Source organism: Streptomyces sp. NPDC001219, assembly GCF_053597915.1.
In genome coordinates this window covers 55851-72751 of sequence record NZ_JBSFJF010000027.1, presented here as the reverse complement: position 1 = coordinate 72751, position 16901 = coordinate 55851, and the positions used below count along the sequence as shown (strand labels likewise).

Below are 16901 nucleotides of genomic sequence, written 5' to 3'. Positions count from 1 at the left end.
CGGCACGATGACGAACGAGGACACGCCGCCCGCCGGCGTCGGCCCGGCCCTGCTCGACGTGCGGGACCTGCGGGTCGAGTTCCGCACCCGGGACGGCGTGGCACGGGCCGTCAACGGCGTCAGCTACCGCGTGGCACCCGGCCAGACCCTGGCGGTGCTCGGTGAGTCCGGCTCCGGAAAGTCCGTCACCGCCCAGGCCGTGATGGGCATCCTCGACTCCCCGCCCGGATACGTCACCGGCGGCGAGATCGTCTTCCAGGGCCGCGATCTGCTCACCCTGCGCAAGGACGAACGGCGCAGGGTCCGCGGCGCGAAGATGGCGATGATCTTCCAGGACGCGCTGTCCGCGCTGAACCCGGTCGTCAGCGTCGGCGCCCAGCTCGGGGAGATGTTCCAGGTCCATGAGGGGATGTCCCGTAAGGGCGCGCGGGGCAGAGCGGTGGAGCTGATGGAGCGGGTCGGCATCCCGGCGGCCAGGGAGCGGGTGGGGGACTATCCGCACCAGTTCTCCGGCGGGATGCGCCAGCGCATCATGATCGCGATGGCGCTGGCCCTCGGCCCTGAGCTGATCATCGCCGACGAGCCGACCACGGCACTGGACGTCACCGTGCAGGCCCAGGTGATGGACCTGCTGGCCGAGCTCCAGCGCGAACTCACCATGGGCCTCATCCTGATCACCCACGACCTGGGCGTGGTCGCGGACGTCGCCGACACGATCGCGGTGATGTACGCCGGCCGGATCGTCGAGACCGCCCCCGTCCACCAGCTCTACCGGGCACCCGCCCACCCCTACACCCGTGGCCTGCTGGACTCCATCCCCCGCCTGGACCGCAAGGGCCGCCGCCTGTACGCGATCAAGGGCCTCCCGCCCAGCCTGACGGCCATCCCGCCCGGCTGCCCCTTCCACCCGCGCTGCCCCCTGGCCCAGGACATCTGCCGCACCGACCCGCCACCGCTGTACGAGGCCGGCCCCGGCCGCGCCAGCGCGTGCCACTTCTGGAAGGAGACCCTCGATGGCGCACGCTGACGGCGGCGGCCCGCCGCCCGGTGCCGGGACCCCGATTCTGGAAGTCCGTGATCTGGTCAAGCACTTCCCGCTCACCCGGGGGGTGCTCTTCCGGAAGCAGGTCGGCGCGGTCAAGGCCGTCGACGGGGTGTCCTTCGACCTCCACCAGGGCGAGACGCTCGGCATCGTCGGGGAATCGGGGTGCGGCAAGTCCACCGTCGCCAAGCTGCTGGTCGGCCTGGAGCGGCCGACGGCCGGTCAGATCCGGTACCGGGGCGAGGACATCAGCACCCTCTCGGACCGGGCGCTGAAGGCGGTACGGCGCAACATCCAGATGGTCTTCCAGGACCCCTACACCTCCCTGAACCCCCGGATGACCGTCGGGGACATCATCGGCGAGCCCTACGAGATCCACCCCGAGGCGGCCCCCAAGAGGGACCGCCGCCGAAAGGTGCAGGAACTCCTGGAAGTGGTGGGGCTCAACCCCGAGTTCATCCACCGCTATCCGCACCAGTTCTCCGGCGGCCAGCGCCAGCGCATCGGGATCGCCCGCGGCCTGGCGCTGCGCCCGGAGATCATCGTGGCCGACGAGCCGGTGTCCGCGCTGGACGTCTCGGTGCAGGCCCAGGTGGTCAACCTACTGGAGCAGTTGCAGCGGGACTTCGCGCTGTCGTACGTCTTCATCGCGCACGACCTGTCCGTCGTGCGCCACATCTCCGACCGGGTCGCGGTGATGTACCTGGGCCGGCTGGCCGAGACCGGGACCGACGAGCAGATCTACGGGCACCCCACGCACCCGTACACCCAGGCCCTGCTGTCCGCCGTGCCCGTCCCCGACCCGGACGCCCGCGGCCACCGCGACCGCATCCTGCTGGCGGGTGACGTCCCCTCACCCGCGAACCCGCCCTCCGGCTGCCGCTTCCGCACCCGCTGCTGGAAGGCCCGGCAGCTGTGCGCCGAGGTCGTACCGCCCCTGGAGGTGCCCGGGGACCTCCGGGAGCCGGCGGGGCCGGCCGGGCACGCCTCGGCCTGCCACTTCGCGGAGGAGCGGCATGTGGTGCCGAGCGAGTAGCCGCACGGACCGGGCCGGGCGGCGACGCGGCGACGGGCCCGGCGGGGCGCCGGCGCGATCCCCGGCGCGCTGAACGACGGAGCCCGCCTCCCCTCTCTGGGGAAGCGGGCTCCGGCCGTTCGGCTACGCGGTCTTGCCGGTGCCCCCGGACTCCTCGGCCGGTGCCGCGTCCTCCATGGCCGCCAGGGCCGGGTCGAGCACGATGTCCTCGTCCCGGGCCGCGGTCGTCGGCTCCTCGGGGAAGTGGCAGGCGGTGAGGTGGCCGTCCGCGTTCCCGCCGATCCGGACCAGCGGCGGCTCCTCCGTGGCGCACTTGTCCTGCGCCTTCCAGCACCGGGTACGGAACCGGCAGCCGGAGGGCGGGTTGACGGGGGAGGGGACGTCACCGGCGAGACGGATGCGCTCGCGGTCCTCCTCGTCGTCCTCCACCAGCTTGGCCTCCGGCACCGCCGAGAGCAGCGCGTGGGTGTACGGGTGGCGCGGACGGTTGTAGATCTCGTCGCGGGTGCCGACCTCGACGATCTTGCCGAGGTACATCACCGCGACCCGCTCGCTGAAGTGCCGCACGATCGCCAGGTCGTGGGCGATGAACAGGAACGCGATGCCCAGTTCCCGCTGGAGCTTCTGGAGCAGGTTGACGACCTGCGCTTGGATGGAGACGTCCAGCGCGGAGACCGGCTCGTCGGCGATGATCAGCTTCGGTTCCAGGGCGAGCGCACGGGCCACGCCGATGCGCTGCCGCTGGCCGCCGGAGAACTCGTGCGGGAAGCGGTTGTAGTGCTCCGGGTTGAGACCGACGGTCTCCAGGAGCTCACGGATGCGCTTCTCCCGGCCGCCGGGCGGGTTGATCCCGTTGATCTCCATCGGGCCGCCGATGATGGTGCCCACCGTCTGCCGCGGGTTCAGCGAGGCATACGGGTCCTGGAAGATCATCTGGATCTCGGAGCGGATCGGCGCCAGCTGCTTGCGGCCCGCGTGGGTGATGTCCTGGCCGGCGTAGCTGATCTTGCCGGAGGTCGGCTCCATGAGCCGGGTGAGCAGCCGTCCGGTGGTGGACTTGCCGCAGCCCGACTCACCGACCAGACCGAAGCTCTCGCCGGCGTGCACGGTCAGGTCGACGCCGTCGACCGCCTTGACCGCGCCGACCTTCCGCTTGAACGGGAAGCCGCCGTAGATCGGGAAGTGCTTGGTCAGGCCTTCGGCGGTGAGCAGCGGCTCGCCCTGGGCGGGCGCGGCGCCGCGCGGCGCCGGGAGGGTGACGTTCTCTGACATGGTGGTCGCTCCCTAGCCCAGCCGGGGCTTGATCTGCTCGGTGAAGAGGGTCTGCTTCTGCTCGGCGCTCAGATGGCACGCGGCCGCGCGCCCCAGTTCCAGCAGGGGCCGCTCGTCGGTGCAGCGGGCACCGCCGACCTCGCCGGTGAATCCGCAGCGCGGGTTGAAGGCGCAGCCGGAGGGCGGGTTGAGCAGGCTCGGCGGGGAACCGGGGATCGGGTGCAGCGCCTCGCTGACGTCGGAGGAGAGCCGCGGCATGGAGCTCAGCAGGCCCCAGGTGTACGGGTGCCGGGGCTGGGTGAGGATCTCCTTCACCGAGCCCCGCTCCACGGCCCGGCCGGCGTACATCACCAGCAGGTCGTCCGCGGTGTTGGCGACCACGCCGAGGTCATGGGTGATCAGGATGATCGCGGAGCCGAACTCCTGCTGCAGGTCCTTGAGGAGGTCGAGGATCTGCGCCTGGACGGTGACGTCCAGGGCGGTGGTCGGCTCGTCCGCGATCAGCAGCTCGGGGTTGCAGACCAGCGACATGGCGATCATCGCGCGCTGGCGCATACCGCCGGAGAACTGGTGCGGGTAGTCGTCGACCCGCAGGTTGGGCTGCGGGATGCCGACCTTGGTGAGCATCTCGATGGCGCGCTGCCGGCCCTCGCGCTTGCTGGCGCCGGTGTGCTTGATGAACGGCTCCGCGATCTGCCGGCCGACCGTGTAGTACGGCGACAGCGCGGTCAGCGCGTCCTGGAAGATCATGGCCATCTTGTTGCCGCGGAGCCGCTCCAGGGTCTTCTCCTTGGCCCCGGTCAGCTTCTCGCCCTCCAGCGTGATCTCGCCGGTGATCTCGGTGCTCTTGGGGTTGTGCAGCCCCAGCACGGCGAGGTTGGTGACGGACTTGCCGGAACCCGATTCGCCGACGATACCGAGCGTCTGCCCGCGTTCCAGGTCGAAGGAGAGGCCGTCGACCGCCTTGACGATGCCGTCCTCGGTGGAGAACCGGACGTGCAGGTCGCGGACGGAGAGGAAGGGGTCCGATCCGGCCGGGACCGGCGTGTCCTCGGTCTTGGTGAGTGTGGTCACTTCAGGCTCTCCTAGGACAGGCGCACGCGCGGGTCGATGAAGGCGTACGTCGCATCCACGATGATGTTGAACACCAGGATCAGGGCGGCGCTGAAGATCAGCACGCCCAGGACCATGGGCAGATCGAGGGTGGTCACGGAATTGATCGCCAGCCGGCCCAGGCCCGCCAGCGAGAAGGTGTACTCGGTGATCATGGCGCCGCCGAACAGCGAGCCGAGGTCCATGCCGAGGATGGTGACGATGGGGATCAGCGAGCCGCGCCAGGCGTAGCGCATGAAGACGTAACGCGCCGGCATGCCCTTGGCCTTGGCCGTACGGACATGCTCCTCCTGGAGCTGCTCGATCATCGTCGAGCGCGACATGCGGGTGTACTGCGCGGTGAAGATCGTCGACATGACCAGCCACGGCAGCAGCAGGCCCATGAACCAGCCGGCGGGGTTCGAGGTGAAGTCGACGTACTTGGGAGAGGCCATCACGCCGCTGTAGACGAAGATGCCGAGCACGATCGGCCCGAGGATGTAGATCTGCACCGAGCTGAGGATCATGGAGGCGCCGGTGACGGTCTTGTCCAGCATCGAGCCGCGCTTCCAGGCGGCGAGCAGGCCGGCGCCCAGACCGATCGCCAGGAAGACCACGGCACCGCCGATGGCCAGCGACGCCGTGGTGGGCAGCCGGTCCATCATCGTCGCCCAGACGTCCTGCTTGGTGGCGAAGGAGTAGCCGAAGCAGGGGGCGCTGCAGTGGCCGACGGAGAAGTCCCGGCCGACGAAGATGCCGGAGAGGAAGTCCCAGTACTGCGTCGGGAGCGGCTTGTCGAGCCCGAGGTTCTGGTGGATCAGGGCGACGTTGTCAGCGGTGCAGTTCTTACCGCACGCCATCAGGGCGGGGTCGCCCACGGCGAAGAACACGAAGAAGGTGAAGGCGCTCAGCAGGACCAGGGTGATGACCGCGCCGAACGTCCGGCGAAATAGGAATTGAAGCATGACAGTTCGCTGCTCTCAGGACGGCGGCGGCAGTGGGGTGAGGGGTGGCGGGAAAGGCCCCGGAGGGCGCGCGCCCCGCCGTGCGCGCGCTCTCCGGACTGCCTTCGCAGGTGCTTACTTCTTGAGGAACAGCGTGTTCGGGTCGAGGTAGCTGACGTCGGTGTTGTACCGGGCGCCGCCGATGTTCGAGCCGTAGAGCTGGAGCATCTTGGTGTAGAAGACCGGCGCGGCCGGGTTGACCTTCTCCACGATGTACTGGTGCAGCTTCTGCCACTCGGCGGTCGACTTGTTGACGTCCGTGATCTTCGAGATACGGGCGATCTCGGAGTTCACGTGCTTGTCGTTGACGTGCGAGTAGTTGGCAGCGCCGTCCTGGATCTGGGTGCCGTCGTAGGACGGCGGGATCACGGTGGACGGGTCGGCCCAGTCCTGGCCCCAGCCGGTCATGTAGATGTCGAAGCCGTTCTTGACCTTGCCCATCTGCTCGTACCAGGAGGCGGCGTCGACCTCCTTCTTCTGCACGTTGAAGCCGGCCTTGGTCAGCGCGTCCTCGATGACGACGGCTTCCTTCTGGCGCGCCTCGGTGTTGGAGTAGGCGTAGACGAGCTTCTTGCCCGTCGCACCGGCCTCCTTGAGGAGCTTCTTGGCCTTCTCCGGCTCACCGTTGGGGTGCTTCAGCTTGCCGTAGGGGTCGTAGCCCTTCTTGTAGCCCGCGACGGTCGGGGCGAGCAGACCACCCGCGATCTCACCGCCGTAGCTGCCGCCGTTGACCCGGACGATCTGGCCGTTCGGCAGGGCGTAGGTGATCGCGTCACGAATCCGCTTGTCCTTGATGCGGTCCATGTTGAAGTTCATCTGCCAGACGTAGGGCTGGTAGCCCTGCACCAGGCGCTTGCTGGCGCTCTCGTTGTCCAGCACCTGCTTGGTCTGCGTCGGCTCCACCGCGTTGGTGAGGCTGATCGCGTTCTTGGACTCGCCCTGGTCGGCCATCAGGCGCTTCGTGGAGTCCGAGGCCTGGTGGTTGAAGGTGAGGTCGTACCCGTCGGGGTACTGGTGCCGCATCGGGTCGGTCTTCGCGTCCCAGTTGGTGTTGCGCACCAGCTTCATGGACTTGCCCGACTTGAAGGACGCGATCTTGTACGGACCCGAGCAGACGGGCGCGACGTCGTAGTTGTCCTTGGTGTCCTTCGAGCCCTCGGGGACCACGCTGTAGCCCGGCATGGTCAGCGCGTACGGCAGCTGCGACTGCGGCTGCTTGAAGTGGAAGACGATGGTCTTGTCGTCCGGGGTGTCCAGCACGCTCTTGGGCAGGTGGTCACCCTTGTACGGGCCCTCCGGCAACGCCTTGCGGTACGTGGTGCCCGCACCGGACAGCCAGGTCTGGACGTAGGTGGGACCGTCCGTGATGAACTTGGCGTACGTGCGCTCGATGGTGTGGCGGATGTCCTTCGAGGTGATCGGCTTGCCGTCCTCGAACTTGATCCCGTCCTTGAGCGTGTACTTCCAGGTCTTGCCGCCGTCGGACATCTGGCCGGAGTCGGTGGCGAGGTCGCCGACCACCTTCTCCTTGCCCTGGTCGTCCTGCTTGAGGCTGGTCAGACCGCGGAAGATCAGCTGCGACAGCGCCTTCATGTCGCTGACGTACATCTGCCCCGGGTCGAGGTGGTTGAAGCTGTCCCGCTGGAAGACACGGATGGTGCCGCCGGACTTGGCGCCCTTGACCGCGACCGCCGGGCCGGTGGAGTCCGCGGCCGTGCCGAGCGGCACCGCCTTCGACTGCGAGGCGGCGTCCTTGTCCGTCTGGGCGTTGTCCTTGCCGTTGCTGCCGCCGCTGCTGCAACCGGTGAGCGCGAGTGAACCGGCCGCCAGGGCCACGATCACCGCGCGTGCTCTGCGCGTAGATTGAGCGTTCATTGGGTCCAAGCACCTGCCTGTCAGTTGGTGTCCAGATGTGCTGTCGGACGCATCCGGTCAGAGCCCGGCGCGGGGGTGACAGCAACCCCCTTCAAGAGGTCGATCAACGCCCTGACTTGGGGTCGAAGGCGTCCCGGACCGAGTCCCCGAGCAGGTTGAAGCACAGCACGAAGATCACCATCGCGGCACCGGGGAAGACCAGGAAGGTCGGGTCGTTCTCGTAGACCATGCCGGCCGTGTGGAACAGCCGCCCCCAGTCCGGAGTCGGCTCCATGATGCCGACGCCCAGGTAGGACAGGCCGGCCTCCGCCGTGACGAACAGCGGGAGCATGTAGGTGCTCTGCACCAGGATCGGCGTCACCACATTGGGCAGCAGCTCCTTGCGGATGATCCGCCAGGGGGACGCACCGGTGATCTTCGCGGCCTCGACGAACTCCCGCTCCCGCAGCGACAGCACCTGGCCGCGCAGCAGTCGGGCCAGACCCATCCAGCCCAGCGCCCACTGCACGAGGATCAGCGCCACGACGCGTACGTAGGTGGGGGTCTCGTCCGACGGCGGCACGAAGATCGCGACGACGACGGGCATGAACGCCACGAACGTCAGCTGGCTGGGGAAGGCGAGCAGGAAGTCGATGATCCGGCCGAGCCAGTAGTCGGTCCTGCCGCCCACGTAGCCCGCGGTGACACCGAGGATGGTGCCGGTGACGACCACCAGCAGGGTCACCGCCACGGAGATGCCCAGCGAGGTCCGGATGCCGTACAGCAGCTGGGTGAACAGGTCACGCCCCAGCGAGGGTTCGATACCGAACCAGAAGTCGCCGGAGATACCGCCGTTGGGACCCACCGGATAGCCGAACTCGTCCAGCAGGTCGAAGTTGTCGTTGCCGTAGAGGGTGTACGGGTTCTTCCCGTACAGCGCTCCGATCACCGGGGCCAGCGCCGCGATGACGAAGAACGCGAGAACGACGATCGCGCACACCACACCGGTGCGGTCGCGCTTGAAGCGCATCCACATCAATTGGCCGGGGGACCGGCCGACGAGTTCACCGCCCTTGCCCTTCTTTTCCTTCTTCAGACCCTCGGGCCCAAGTCCTTGCGAAACGGACTCGCTGGCCGCGGTCTGGGATGGACTAGTCATCGCGAAGTGCCCCCGCGCCGAGTTCTCTTGGAACGTGAAGCGGCACCTGGTCGCACCGCTGGATGAGCGGACTTTCGCAAGTGATTTATGGCGGAGTCAAGGGGATCGGGTGTGCTCGTGAACAGGTCGTCTACTTCTTGAGCGAAGATTGCGCAGATCGTCTCCCGGGCGTGCTTGACAGGAGGGCGTGATATGCGGCATGGGGGACATATCGGCATCAACTTCTTTAACATGAAGGCAACTTCACTGTCGCAACACCGATATACGGACGCGCCATGATGAACAACGTACGGCCGTGCGGGTGCCGTAGACCGGCCGGGGCGTCAGGCGGCGCCCCGGCCGGTTGCTGCTTTGTCCGGGTTTCACCCGTCGTCCGGAACGGCTCTGTTGTCCCCGGGCCAGGACTGGAGTAGACCTGCGGAAGGCACCTCCCGTGCGGGGTGCCGCGGACGACTCGGGTACTACGACACGGACGGGGGGCGAGCCGTGTCCACAGTGCGGGACAGCGTTCTCACCCGCGGCGCGCGCGGTCTCGGCGCGCTGGTCTGCCTGCTGCTCGCGCTGCTCAGCGCGCTCTGGATCATCCGGGACCTGACGATCGCCCAACAGGCCGCGGACATGGGCCGGTTCTGGCTCGGGGAGACGCCCCGGCCACGGGAGTTCACCGCCTGGGCCACCACGGCGCTGGACCCGCTGCTGGTGCTCGGTGCACTCGTCGCCGCCGTCGCCGTCCTGCGCACCGCGGTCTCCTCGGCCGTGGCCACCGGCGCGCTGCTCTCCCTGGCCGCCGCCACCGCACTGCTGCGGACCCCGCTGGTGTGGACGCTGGGCGCGGGCTGGCTCCAGGGACTGGACAGCGGTCTCACGGCGCGGGCACGGCTGACCGCTCTGACCCAACTCGCGCTGGCGGTCGCCCTGCTCGTGGTGAGCGTGCGGGGCCGGCGGCCGGACGACTCCACGGCACGCGGTGCGCACGCGCTGCCGCGGCCCGTGACCTCGGCGTACGGAGTGGTCCGCGCGGTGCCGCCGGGGGCGGCCCCCGAGGCGCCCGGCAGGCCGTTCAAGGGGCCGGCCGTCACCGCCGCCGTCCTCCTGGGGACCGCCGGACTGGCCGTCGCCGGCTGGGAGCTCCACTGGTGGGCGCGGCTCGGCGGGGACCTCTACGGCAAGGGGCTGTTCGGCGATGCCTCCGTCTTCCGTGCGCTGCTCCAGCCCCCGGTGCACTGGCAGGCGCTGGCGCTCGCGCTGCTGGCCCTGACGGCGGCGGCCGCCGCGCTGCGCCGGGCGGCGTGGGCCCGGCCGGCGGCGCTGACGGCCGCGGCCCTGCTCTGTGCGCACGGGGGCGTGGCGCTCGCGTTCGCCCTGCACACCGGCAAGCTGGGCCGCTTCGCCGCGCTGCCCGCCCCGGCCCGGCTGGAAGTGGGCACGGCGGCCTTCGTGGCGGCCGCCGGCCTGGCCGTGCTGATCGCGGCCGCCCGGCCCGGCGTCCCGGCGGCCGTCCCGGAGGCGGTGCTGGCGTACGGCGGCGCCCCGGGCGAGGCCCGCCCGCCGCACGCCCCGCCCCCGCCGTCCAGGCTCCCGCCGGGCTGGTGAGCCGCGGCGGGGCGGGGGCCGGGGGCTTAAGGGGCGGGCGAACAGATCCCGTAGGGGGTGCGGGTGCCCCCTGCGGAGCCACAACGAGGCGGCGGCGGAGGGTATTCCCGCAGCCGCCCCCCGGTCAGTCCCGCATCCCCAGCGACCGCTTGAGGAAGTCGACTTGGAGCAGGAGCAGGTTTTCGGCCACCTGCTCCTGTGAGGCCATGTGTGTCACCCCGGACAGCGGCAGCACCTCGTGCGGGCGGCCCGCCGCCAGCAGCGCCGAGGACAGCCGCAGCGCGTGGGCCACCACCACGTTGTCGTCCGCGAGGCCGTGCACGATCAGCATCGGGCGGTGCGGCTCCCGTGCTCCGGACAGCCCCTCGTCCGTGATCAGCGAGTTCGCCGCGTAGACCGCCGGTTCCTCGCCCGGGTGACCGAGGTAGCGCTCCTGGTAGTGGGTGTCGTACAGCCGCAGATCGGTCACCGGCGCGCCCACCACGGCCGCGTGGAAGACATCGGGCCGGCGCAGCGCGGCGAGCCCGGCGAGATAGCCGCCGAAGGACCAGCCGCGGATGGCCACCCGCTCCATGTCGAGGGGAAAGGATTCGGCCAGCGCCTGGAGGGCGTGGACCTGGTCGTCCAGCGCGTACTCCGCGAGCCGCCGGGAGACCGACTTCTCCCAGGAGGGGGAGCGGCCCGGAGTGCCCCGGCCGTCCGCGACGATCACCGCGAACCCCTGGTCGGCGAACCACTGGGAGGTCAGATGGGCGTGGTGCGCGGCGACCACCCGCTGGCCGTGCGGACCGCCGTACGGGTCCAGCAGTACGGGCAGCGGACCGTCGCCCTCCCGGTAGTCGCCGGGCAGCAGCACCGCACACGGAATCTGCCGTTCCCCGGCCAGGACGAGCCGGGGGCGCGCGGTCAGGGACGGCTCCTCGGCGTGTGAACCGATCGTGGCGACCGTCTTCTCACCGCCGTCGCCGTCCGTCCGCACCACCTCCACCCGGGTGCCGGGCCGCTCCAGCGACGCCTGGGACAGCACGGTCAGCGCACCGCCGCGCACTGCGGAGGACACCGTCGGGTACGGCCGCTCGCCCACCCGTTCCCAGCCGCCCTGGTCGCCGCTGCCGCGGAACCAGGCGCGGTAGACGCCGATGTCGTGCATGTCCGTGCCGCTGGCGGAGAAGAGGACGTCGTCCTCGCCGATGTCCAGGACGGCCCGGACGTGCAGCGGCGCCCCGGTCAGCGGGCGGTCGCCGACGAACAGCTTGCGCGCGCCGCCCTCGTCGGCGATCCGCACCAGCCGGCCGTCCGGCGTCCAGGCCGGCACCCCGGGGAACGGCTCGACCCAGGCCTCGTCCTCGTCCTCGTGCACCGTCCGGGTCGCGCCGGTCGTCGTGTCCACGGTCAGATAGCGCTGGTCGCGCTGGTCGCGGGCCTGGACGAGCAGCAGCGGCGGCCCGGCCGCCGACCAGTGGACGCGGGCGAGATAGGGGTAGCGCTCGGTGTCCCAGTCGATGTCGGTGCGGCTGCCGTCCAGGCCGAACAGGGTGAGGGTGACCACGGCGTTGCGGGTGCCCGCCGCCGGGTACGCGACCCGGGCGGGCTCCCGGTCCGGATGGGCGGGGTCGGAGATCCACCAGCGCTGCACCGGCGCCTCGTCGACCCGGGCGGCCAGCACCGCGTCGCTCTCCGGCGACCACCAGAATCCCCGGTAGCGCCCCATCTCCTCGGCCGCGATGAACTCCGCGAGCCCCCAGGTCACTTCGGGCCCGTCGGGATCGGCCAGCACCCGGTCCGTCCGCCCGCCGGCCGCCGGACCGCCGTCCCCGTCCGACGTCGTGGCGCCGTCCACCGCCACCACCCGCAGCCGGCCGTCCGCCACGAAGGCCACCTGCCGGCCGTCCGGCGACGGCCGGGGGTCCACCACCGGTCCGTGGACCGGCAGTTCCCGGGTGGTGCCGGCCCGCAGCTCGGAGACGAACAGCCGGCCGGACAGCGTGAACGCCGCCAACTCCACCGCGGAGTCCGTCGCGTAGCCGACGATGCCCGCCGAACTCTCCCGGCTGCGCTCGCGGCGGGCCCGCTCCTGCGGGGGAAGCTCCTCGTCCGCGCCGGCCAACAGGGCCTGCGGATCGGCGGCCGGGAACTCCCGTCCCTCCTCCAGGTCGAGCACCCACAACTGCTGACTGCGGTCGGTGCCCGCACCGGAGCGGAGGAAGACGACGCGCGTGCCGTCGGGGGAGAGGGCGTAGCTGCGCGGCGCACCCAGGGTGAAGCGCTGCGTACGGGCGTACTGCCGCGGGAACGAAGGCTGTCCGGTCATGGTGCCGAGCCTAAGGGCTGTCCCGCCGCTCGGGGCCGGGCCAGGAAATCCCGTCAGCCGGCCCCCGGGGGGAGGAACGGCTCACCCTGGTCGCACTCGTGAAGATCATGTGCGCCCCCGCTCTGCTTCCGTGCTCCGACTTATGCGCTAGCGCGGAAAGTTATGATCCCTTGGGTGTCGTGGGTACGGGGTAAAGAGCCCTTGGCATACCCGGGTGCGCGGGTCGTGAGGACGGCTCGGGCACCCTCAACTCTGTCCGGACCGTGAGTACTTGGAGGTGAGCCGCCGTGGCACTCTCGATTTCGGCGGTGGTGCTGCTGGCGATCATCGTCTTCTTGCTTGTCAAGAAGTCTGGACTGAAGGCCCCGCATGCCCTGGTCTGCATGCTGCTGGGCTTCTATCTGGCCAGCTCGTCCATCGCCCCGACGATCAAGCAGCTGACGACGAACGTGGCCGGCATGCTCGGGAACATCAAGTTCTGAGCCGCCGCCGGCCGGACCCGTCCGCCGTGCGCCCGCCTCCCGGCCGGGTGCACCGGCGGCGGCCGGGATCGCCTGCGGGCGGGGGAGCCGGCGGCTCGTAGGCTGTCGGTATGACCGATCAGCCCGCCCGTCCCCCGCAGCCGCCCGCCGAGGGGAGCGCCGCACCCGCCGCCTTTTCCCGGCGGCTGCTGCTGGTGCATGCGCACCCCGACGACGAGTCGATCAACAACGGCGTGACCATGGCCAAGTACGCGGCCGAGGGCGCGCTGGTCACCCTGGTGACCTGCACCCTCGGCGAGGAGGGCGAGGTCATCCCGCCCGAGCTGGCCCAGCTCGCGCCGGACCGTGCCGACACCCTCGGCCCGTACCGCGCGGACGAGCTGGCGGCCGCGATGGCGGCCCTGGGCGTCACCGACCACCGCTTCCTCGGCGGACCGGGCCGCTACCGGGACTCCGGGATGATGGGCGCCCCCCAGAACGACCGGCCGGACGCCTTCTGGCAGGCCCCGCTCGACGAGGCGGCCGGGCATCTGGTGGCGGTGATCCGCGAGGTCCGGCCGCAGGTCCTGGTCACCTATGACCCGAACGGCGGCTACGGCCACCCCGACCACATCCAGGCGCACCGGGTCGCCATGCGCGGTGCCGAACTCGCCGCCCGCGCCGGCTTCCGGCCGGAGCTGGGCCCGGCGCACGAGGTCGGGAAGATCTACTGGAACTGCAACCCCCGCTCGGTGGTCGAGGAGGGTTTCGCGCGGCTGCGCGCGGCCGGGCACAGCTTCCCCGGCGTGGCCGCCGTCGACGACGTGCCCGGGGTGGTGCCGGACTCCGAGGTCGCGGCGTCCCTCACCGGCGACCCTGAGTACGCGGCGGCGAAGGCCGCGGCGATGCGGGCGCACTACACCCAGATCGCGGTGGACGGGCCGTTCTTCGCGCTCTCCAACGACTTGGGCCAGCCGCTGTTCGGCACGGAGCACTATCGGCTGGTGCACGGCGCCCGGGGTGCCGCGGACGGCGTCCGGGAGGACGATCTCTTCGCGGGTATCGGCGATATGACGGGTATGGAGGAAAGTGCCCGGATCGAGGAGGCGGCGGAATGAGTGCGGCGAAGGGCGGCGGGACCGCCGGTGAGGGAAACGGCGGCGCGGCCTCCGGCAACGGGAAGCGCTCGCGGGCGGGCTCGGGCGCGACGCCCGGTGCGCGGTCCGGCGCTCCGGTGCCGCCGGTGGCCGGTGCCGTGTCGGCCGCACCGCTGACGGTGGGACGGATCGGTATATACGTGCTGCTCCTGGTCGCGGGCGTCCTGGTGGCCGGGGCCGGAACACTGGTGCAGGCGGCCTGGTTTCCCGGCGGTCTGGCGCTGGCGCTGGGCGGCGTCGTCGGGCTCTTCTACGGGGGCGCCCGGGCGACCGGTACCTCCGCGGGCGTGCTGGTGCCCGGCGCGGCCTGGCTGGTGACGGTGTTCCTGCTGCTCAGCAACGTCCGGCCGGAAGGCGACTTCCTCTTCGGCGCGGGACTCGGCTCGTACATCTTCCTGCTGGGCGGCATCGTGGTCGCTGTGATCTGCGCCACCGCGCGGCAGCTGCGCCCGATGGGCGTCCGGCACGGCCGAGTTGGCGGATGACGTGGCCCATACCGGGACGGATGCCGCGCCGGTCCGGGTGAACCGACCGGGTACCGGGGGTTCGCCCGTGGCGGCGGTGTTCGTACGCTCCCGGGGTGGCCGCCCGCGGCGGACAGTATGGTGGTGCGCGCCGTCGCGCCGCCCTGGGGGCACCTCCCGGCCTGTGGCCGGGGATCATCTCTGACGAGCGGCGGAGCCAACCGGGAGAACCTGCTTTGAGTCGTGAATCTGACAGTTCGTCCTCCGGCCCCCAGGGCCGTGGCGGAGCCGCGTACCCGTCCGGGACGCCGCCCTACGGCTCGCCCAGGGGAGAGACCGGCGAGCCGGCGCCCGGTGCCGCGGAGCACCCGGAGGAGCCCAAGACCGAGACCACGCTGACGACGCGGATCAAGATCAACATTCCGGGGTCGCGCCCCATCCCGCCGGTCGTCGTGCGCAAGCCCGTCGGTGAGGAGTCCGGCATGAGCGGATCGGCTGGTTCCGGCGGCTCCGCCGGTTCCCGGAGCACGCCCCGCGGCGGTGAGCGGAACGCGGAACGGACGGCGAACACGCCCCGGCCCGACGCCCCGGCGGACGACGCACCCACGGGCGGCCGGCCCGCGAAGACCGGCCAGACCGAGAAGACCAGCGACTGGTTCGCCCCGCGCAAGCCGCAGGGCGGGGCCGGCGGCTCGTCCTCGTCCACCGGCTCGCACGCGGTGCCGCCCGCCCCCGGCGGGACGACCCCGCCGGGCGGTCCGTCCGGCAACACCGGTGCGCCGCAGCGCCCCGACCTGCCGTACTTCTCCGACAGCCCGGCCCCGAAGAAGGACGGCGCCGCCTCGCCGTTCGACGGCGGCGCCCGGACGGGCGACCCCACGCCGTTCGACGGCGGTCCGCGGAGCGGCGCCTCGCCCTTCGACGGTGCCGCGCCCGGCGGCGCCTCGCCGTTCGACGGCGCCGGCGCGCCCGCCCGGGACCACAGCCCGTTCGACACCCCCGGCGCCGGCCCGAGCGGTCCGACCACCGGACCGGCCCGCGGCACCTCCGCGCTCAACCTCCCGCCCGGCTTCAGCGACCCCGGAGCCGGCGGCACGCCCCGGATCGACGACACCGCGGAGCTGACCCCGCAGCCGCCCGCACCGCTCACCGGACCGGGCAGCGGCGGCGGCATCACGGGCGGCCTGCCCGGCGGCCCCCAGGGCACCGGCCCCGGCGCCCCGAAGGGGCCGCGCGGACCGAAGGGCCCCCAGGGCGGCGCCTCCGGCGGCCGTGACCGGGTGTCCGGCGACACGCTGGTCAGCGGCATCCCGAAGGTCCCCGGGACCGAGAAGCCGTCCTCGCCGTCCCCCTTCCCGGCCGCCCCGGCCGGTGCGGGCGACAGCGCCGCCCCCAAGCCGCGGCCCAAGATCCCCGAGCCGATCAACCCGCCCAAGAAGGGCCGCAACAAGCTCGTTCTCATGGGTGTCGCCGTCGTGGTGCTGGCCGGTGTCGCCTACGGCGCCGGGCTGCTCCTCGACCACGCCGACGTGCCCAACGGCACCACCGCGCTCGGCGTCGACATCGGCGGCGCCAGCAAGGAAGAGGCCGTCAAGAAGCTGGAGACGGCGCTCAGGGACAGCCGCACCGCACCGCTCAAGCTCACCGTCGACGGCAAGTCCACGAGCCTCCGGCCCTCCCGGGCGGGCCTGGACATCGACCCGCAGGCGACGGTGCGCAGGGCGGCCGGCCGGGACTACAACCCGGTCTCCGTCATCGGCTCGCTGTTCGGCGTGCACCGCACGGCCGACCCCGCGGTCGTCGTCGACGACGAGAAGCTGCAGATCGCCCTGGAGAACGCCACCGGACCCGGGGGCGCCGCCGCGGACGGCGGGATCACCTTCGAGAACGGCAAGGCGGTGCCCCACTACGGCGCGCCCCACAAGGCGATCGACGTCGCTACGTCCAAGAAGAAGGTCGCCGACGCCTACCGCAAGCGCGCCGCCACCGGCACCGACGCCCCCGTGGTGCTGGCCGCCGGCACCCAGCAGCCGAAGGTGACCAAGGCCGCGGTGGACCGGGCGATGAAGCAGTTCGCCGAGCCCGCGATGTCCGGCCTGGTGACGGTCCGCACGGACGCGGCGCACACGGTCTCCTTCAGCCCGCAGAAGTCCATCCCGAAGTTCCTGTCGTTCAAGATCGTCAACGGCGCCCTGGTGCCGTACTACGACCGGCCGGCCCTCAAGGCGCTGTACGGCGACACCTTCAACGGCGTCCTGGTCACCAAGGGCGACGGCTCCAAGCACCCGGTCAGCGTCGAGGAGGTGGCGAGCGCCGTCGGCAAGGCGCTGCTCGGCACCGGCCCGGCCCAGCGGGTCCAGACCATCGCCACCGACGGAAACTGACCGCCGCACCGCGAAACCGCAGGTGAGAGGCCCCCACAGGGCGTCGTCCCGGCTTGACCGGGACGCCCCCGG

13 protein-coding genes are annotated in these 16901 nt (G+C 71.4%); 7 read left to right on the top strand and 6 right to left on the bottom strand.

Translation table 11 applies throughout. The features are described from left to right. Positions 1-7: 7 nt before the first annotated feature. The gene (locus tag ACWC9R_RS19580; RefSeq protein ID WP_450733093.1) at positions 8-1027 is read left to right on the top strand and encodes an ABC transporter ATP-binding protein; all 1020 of its coding nucleotides are present in this window, start codon (positions 8-10) and stop codon (positions 1025-1027) included. Then, the gene (locus ACWC9R_RS19575; protein WP_450733091.1) at positions 1014-2078 is read left to right on the top strand and encodes an ABC transporter ATP-binding protein; all 1065 of its coding nucleotides are present in this window, start codon (positions 1014-1016) and stop codon (positions 2076-2078) included. The genes ACWC9R_RS19580 and ACWC9R_RS19575 overlap by 14 nt, the downstream gene beginning before the upstream one ends. 123 nt (positions 2079-2201) lie before the next feature. Here ACWC9R_RS19575 and ACWC9R_RS19570 read toward each other — a convergent pair whose 3' ends face one another. The 5 genes from ACWC9R_RS19570 to ACWC9R_RS19550 form a co-directional block, all read right to left on the bottom strand. Beyond that, positions 2202-3350 carry an ABC transporter ATP-binding protein gene (locus tag ACWC9R_RS19570; protein WP_450733089.1) on the bottom strand — a complete coding sequence of 383 codons (1149 nt, stop codon included), beginning with the start codon at positions 3348-3350 and terminating at the stop codon, positions 2202-2204. Between the two features lie 12 nt (positions 3351-3362). Next, positions 3363-4424 carry an ABC transporter ATP-binding protein gene (locus ACWC9R_RS19565; RefSeq protein ID WP_450733087.1) on the bottom strand — a complete coding sequence of 354 codons (1062 nt, stop codon included), beginning with the start codon at positions 4422-4424 and terminating at the stop codon, positions 3363-3365. 11 nt (positions 4425-4435) lie between these two features. Beyond that, on the bottom strand, positions 4436-5407 hold the full coding sequence (locus ACWC9R_RS19560; RefSeq protein WP_362605481.1) for an ABC transporter permease: 972 nt from the start codon (positions 5405-5407) through the stop codon (positions 4436-4438). Between the two features lie 114 nt (positions 5408-5521). Further along, positions 5522-7321 carry an ABC transporter substrate-binding protein gene (locus ACWC9R_RS19555; protein WP_450733084.1) on the bottom strand — a complete coding sequence of 600 codons (1800 nt, stop codon included), beginning with the start codon at positions 7319-7321 and terminating at the stop codon, positions 5522-5524. A 103-nt stretch (positions 7322-7424) separates the two neighbouring features. Next, positions 7425-8459 carry an ABC transporter permease gene (locus ACWC9R_RS19550; RefSeq protein WP_362605478.1) on the bottom strand — a complete coding sequence of 345 codons (1035 nt, stop codon included), beginning with the start codon at positions 8457-8459 and terminating at the stop codon, positions 7425-7427. 486 nt (positions 8460-8945) lie between these two features. On the opposite strand from ACWC9R_RS19550, the gene ACWC9R_RS19545 reads away from it, so the two are divergent. Further along, on the top strand, positions 8946-10052 hold the full coding sequence (locus tag ACWC9R_RS19545) for a hypothetical protein (protein WP_450733082.1): 1107 nt from the start codon (positions 8946-8948) through the stop codon (positions 10050-10052). Between the two features lie 124 nt (positions 10053-10176). Here ACWC9R_RS19545 and ACWC9R_RS19540 read toward each other — a convergent pair whose 3' ends face one another. Further along, complete coding sequence (locus tag ACWC9R_RS19540) at positions 10177-12363, bottom strand: prolyl oligopeptidase family serine peptidase (protein ID WP_450733080.1); 2187 nt, start codon at positions 12361-12363, stop codon at positions 10177-10179. A gap of 287 nt (positions 12364-12650) precedes the next feature. Between ACWC9R_RS19540 and ACWC9R_RS19535 the strand changes: the two genes are divergently transcribed. From ACWC9R_RS19535 to ACWC9R_RS19520, 4 genes are all read left to right on the top strand, one after another. After that, positions 12651-12845 carry a hypothetical protein gene (locus ACWC9R_RS19535; protein WP_006603310.1) on the top strand — a complete coding sequence of 65 codons (195 nt, stop codon included), beginning with the start codon at positions 12651-12653 and terminating at the stop codon, positions 12843-12845. A 110-nt stretch (positions 12846-12955) separates the two neighbouring features. Continuing rightward, positions 12956-13942 carry an N-acetyl-1-D-myo-inositol-2-amino-2-deoxy-alpha-D-glucopyranoside deacetylase gene (mshB, locus tag ACWC9R_RS19530; RefSeq protein WP_450733078.1) on the top strand — a complete coding sequence of 329 codons (987 nt, stop codon included), beginning with the start codon at positions 12956-12958 and terminating at the stop codon, positions 13940-13942. Beyond that, complete coding sequence (locus ACWC9R_RS19525; RefSeq protein WP_450733076.1) at positions 13939-14466, top strand: DUF6113 family protein; 528 nt, start codon at positions 13939-13941, stop codon at positions 14464-14466. The genes mshB and ACWC9R_RS19525 overlap by 4 nt, the downstream gene beginning before the upstream one ends. Before the next feature lie 215 nt (positions 14467-14681). Continuing rightward, on the top strand, positions 14682-16829 hold the full coding sequence (locus ACWC9R_RS19520; protein ID WP_450733074.1) for a hypothetical protein: 2148 nt from the start codon (positions 14682-14684) through the stop codon (positions 16827-16829). Positions 16830-16901 lie beyond the last annotated feature (72 nt).

Excerpts from the sequence above, each read along its gene's own strand:
- ACWC9R_RS19580 (WP_450733093.1), top strand. The coding sequence starts at position 8 with ATGACGAACGAGGACACGCCGCCCGCCGGCGTCGGCCCGGCCCTGCTC.
- ACWC9R_RS19560 (WP_362605481.1), bottom strand. The coding sequence starts at position 5,407 with ATGCTTCAATTCCTATTTCGCCGGACGTTCGGCGCGGTCATCACCCTG.
- ACWC9R_RS19550 (WP_362605478.1), bottom strand. The coding sequence starts at position 8,459 with ATGACTAGTCCATCCCAGACCGCGGCCAGCGAGTCCGTTTCGCAAGGA.
- ACWC9R_RS19540 (WP_450733080.1), bottom strand. The coding sequence starts at position 12,363 with ATGACCGGACAGCCTTCGTTCCCGCGGCAGTACGCCCGTACGCAGCGC.
- ACWC9R_RS19570 (WP_450733089.1), bottom strand. The coding sequence starts at position 3,350 with ATGTCAGAGAACGTCACCCTCCCGGCGCCGCGCGGCGCCGCGCCCGCC.
- mshB (WP_450733078.1), top strand. The coding sequence starts at position 12,956 with ATGACCGATCAGCCCGCCCGTCCCCCGCAGCCGCCCGCCGAGGGGAGC.
- ACWC9R_RS19525 (WP_450733076.1), top strand. The coding sequence starts at position 13,939 with ATGAGTGCGGCGAAGGGCGGCGGGACCGCCGGTGAGGGAAACGGCGGC.
- ACWC9R_RS19555 (WP_450733084.1), bottom strand. The coding sequence starts at position 7,321 with ATGAACGCTCAATCTACGCGCAGAGCACGCGCGGTGATCGTGGCCCTG.
- ACWC9R_RS19575 (WP_450733091.1), top strand. The coding sequence starts at position 1,014 with ATGGCGCACGCTGACGGCGGCGGCCCGCCGCCCGGTGCCGGGACCCCG.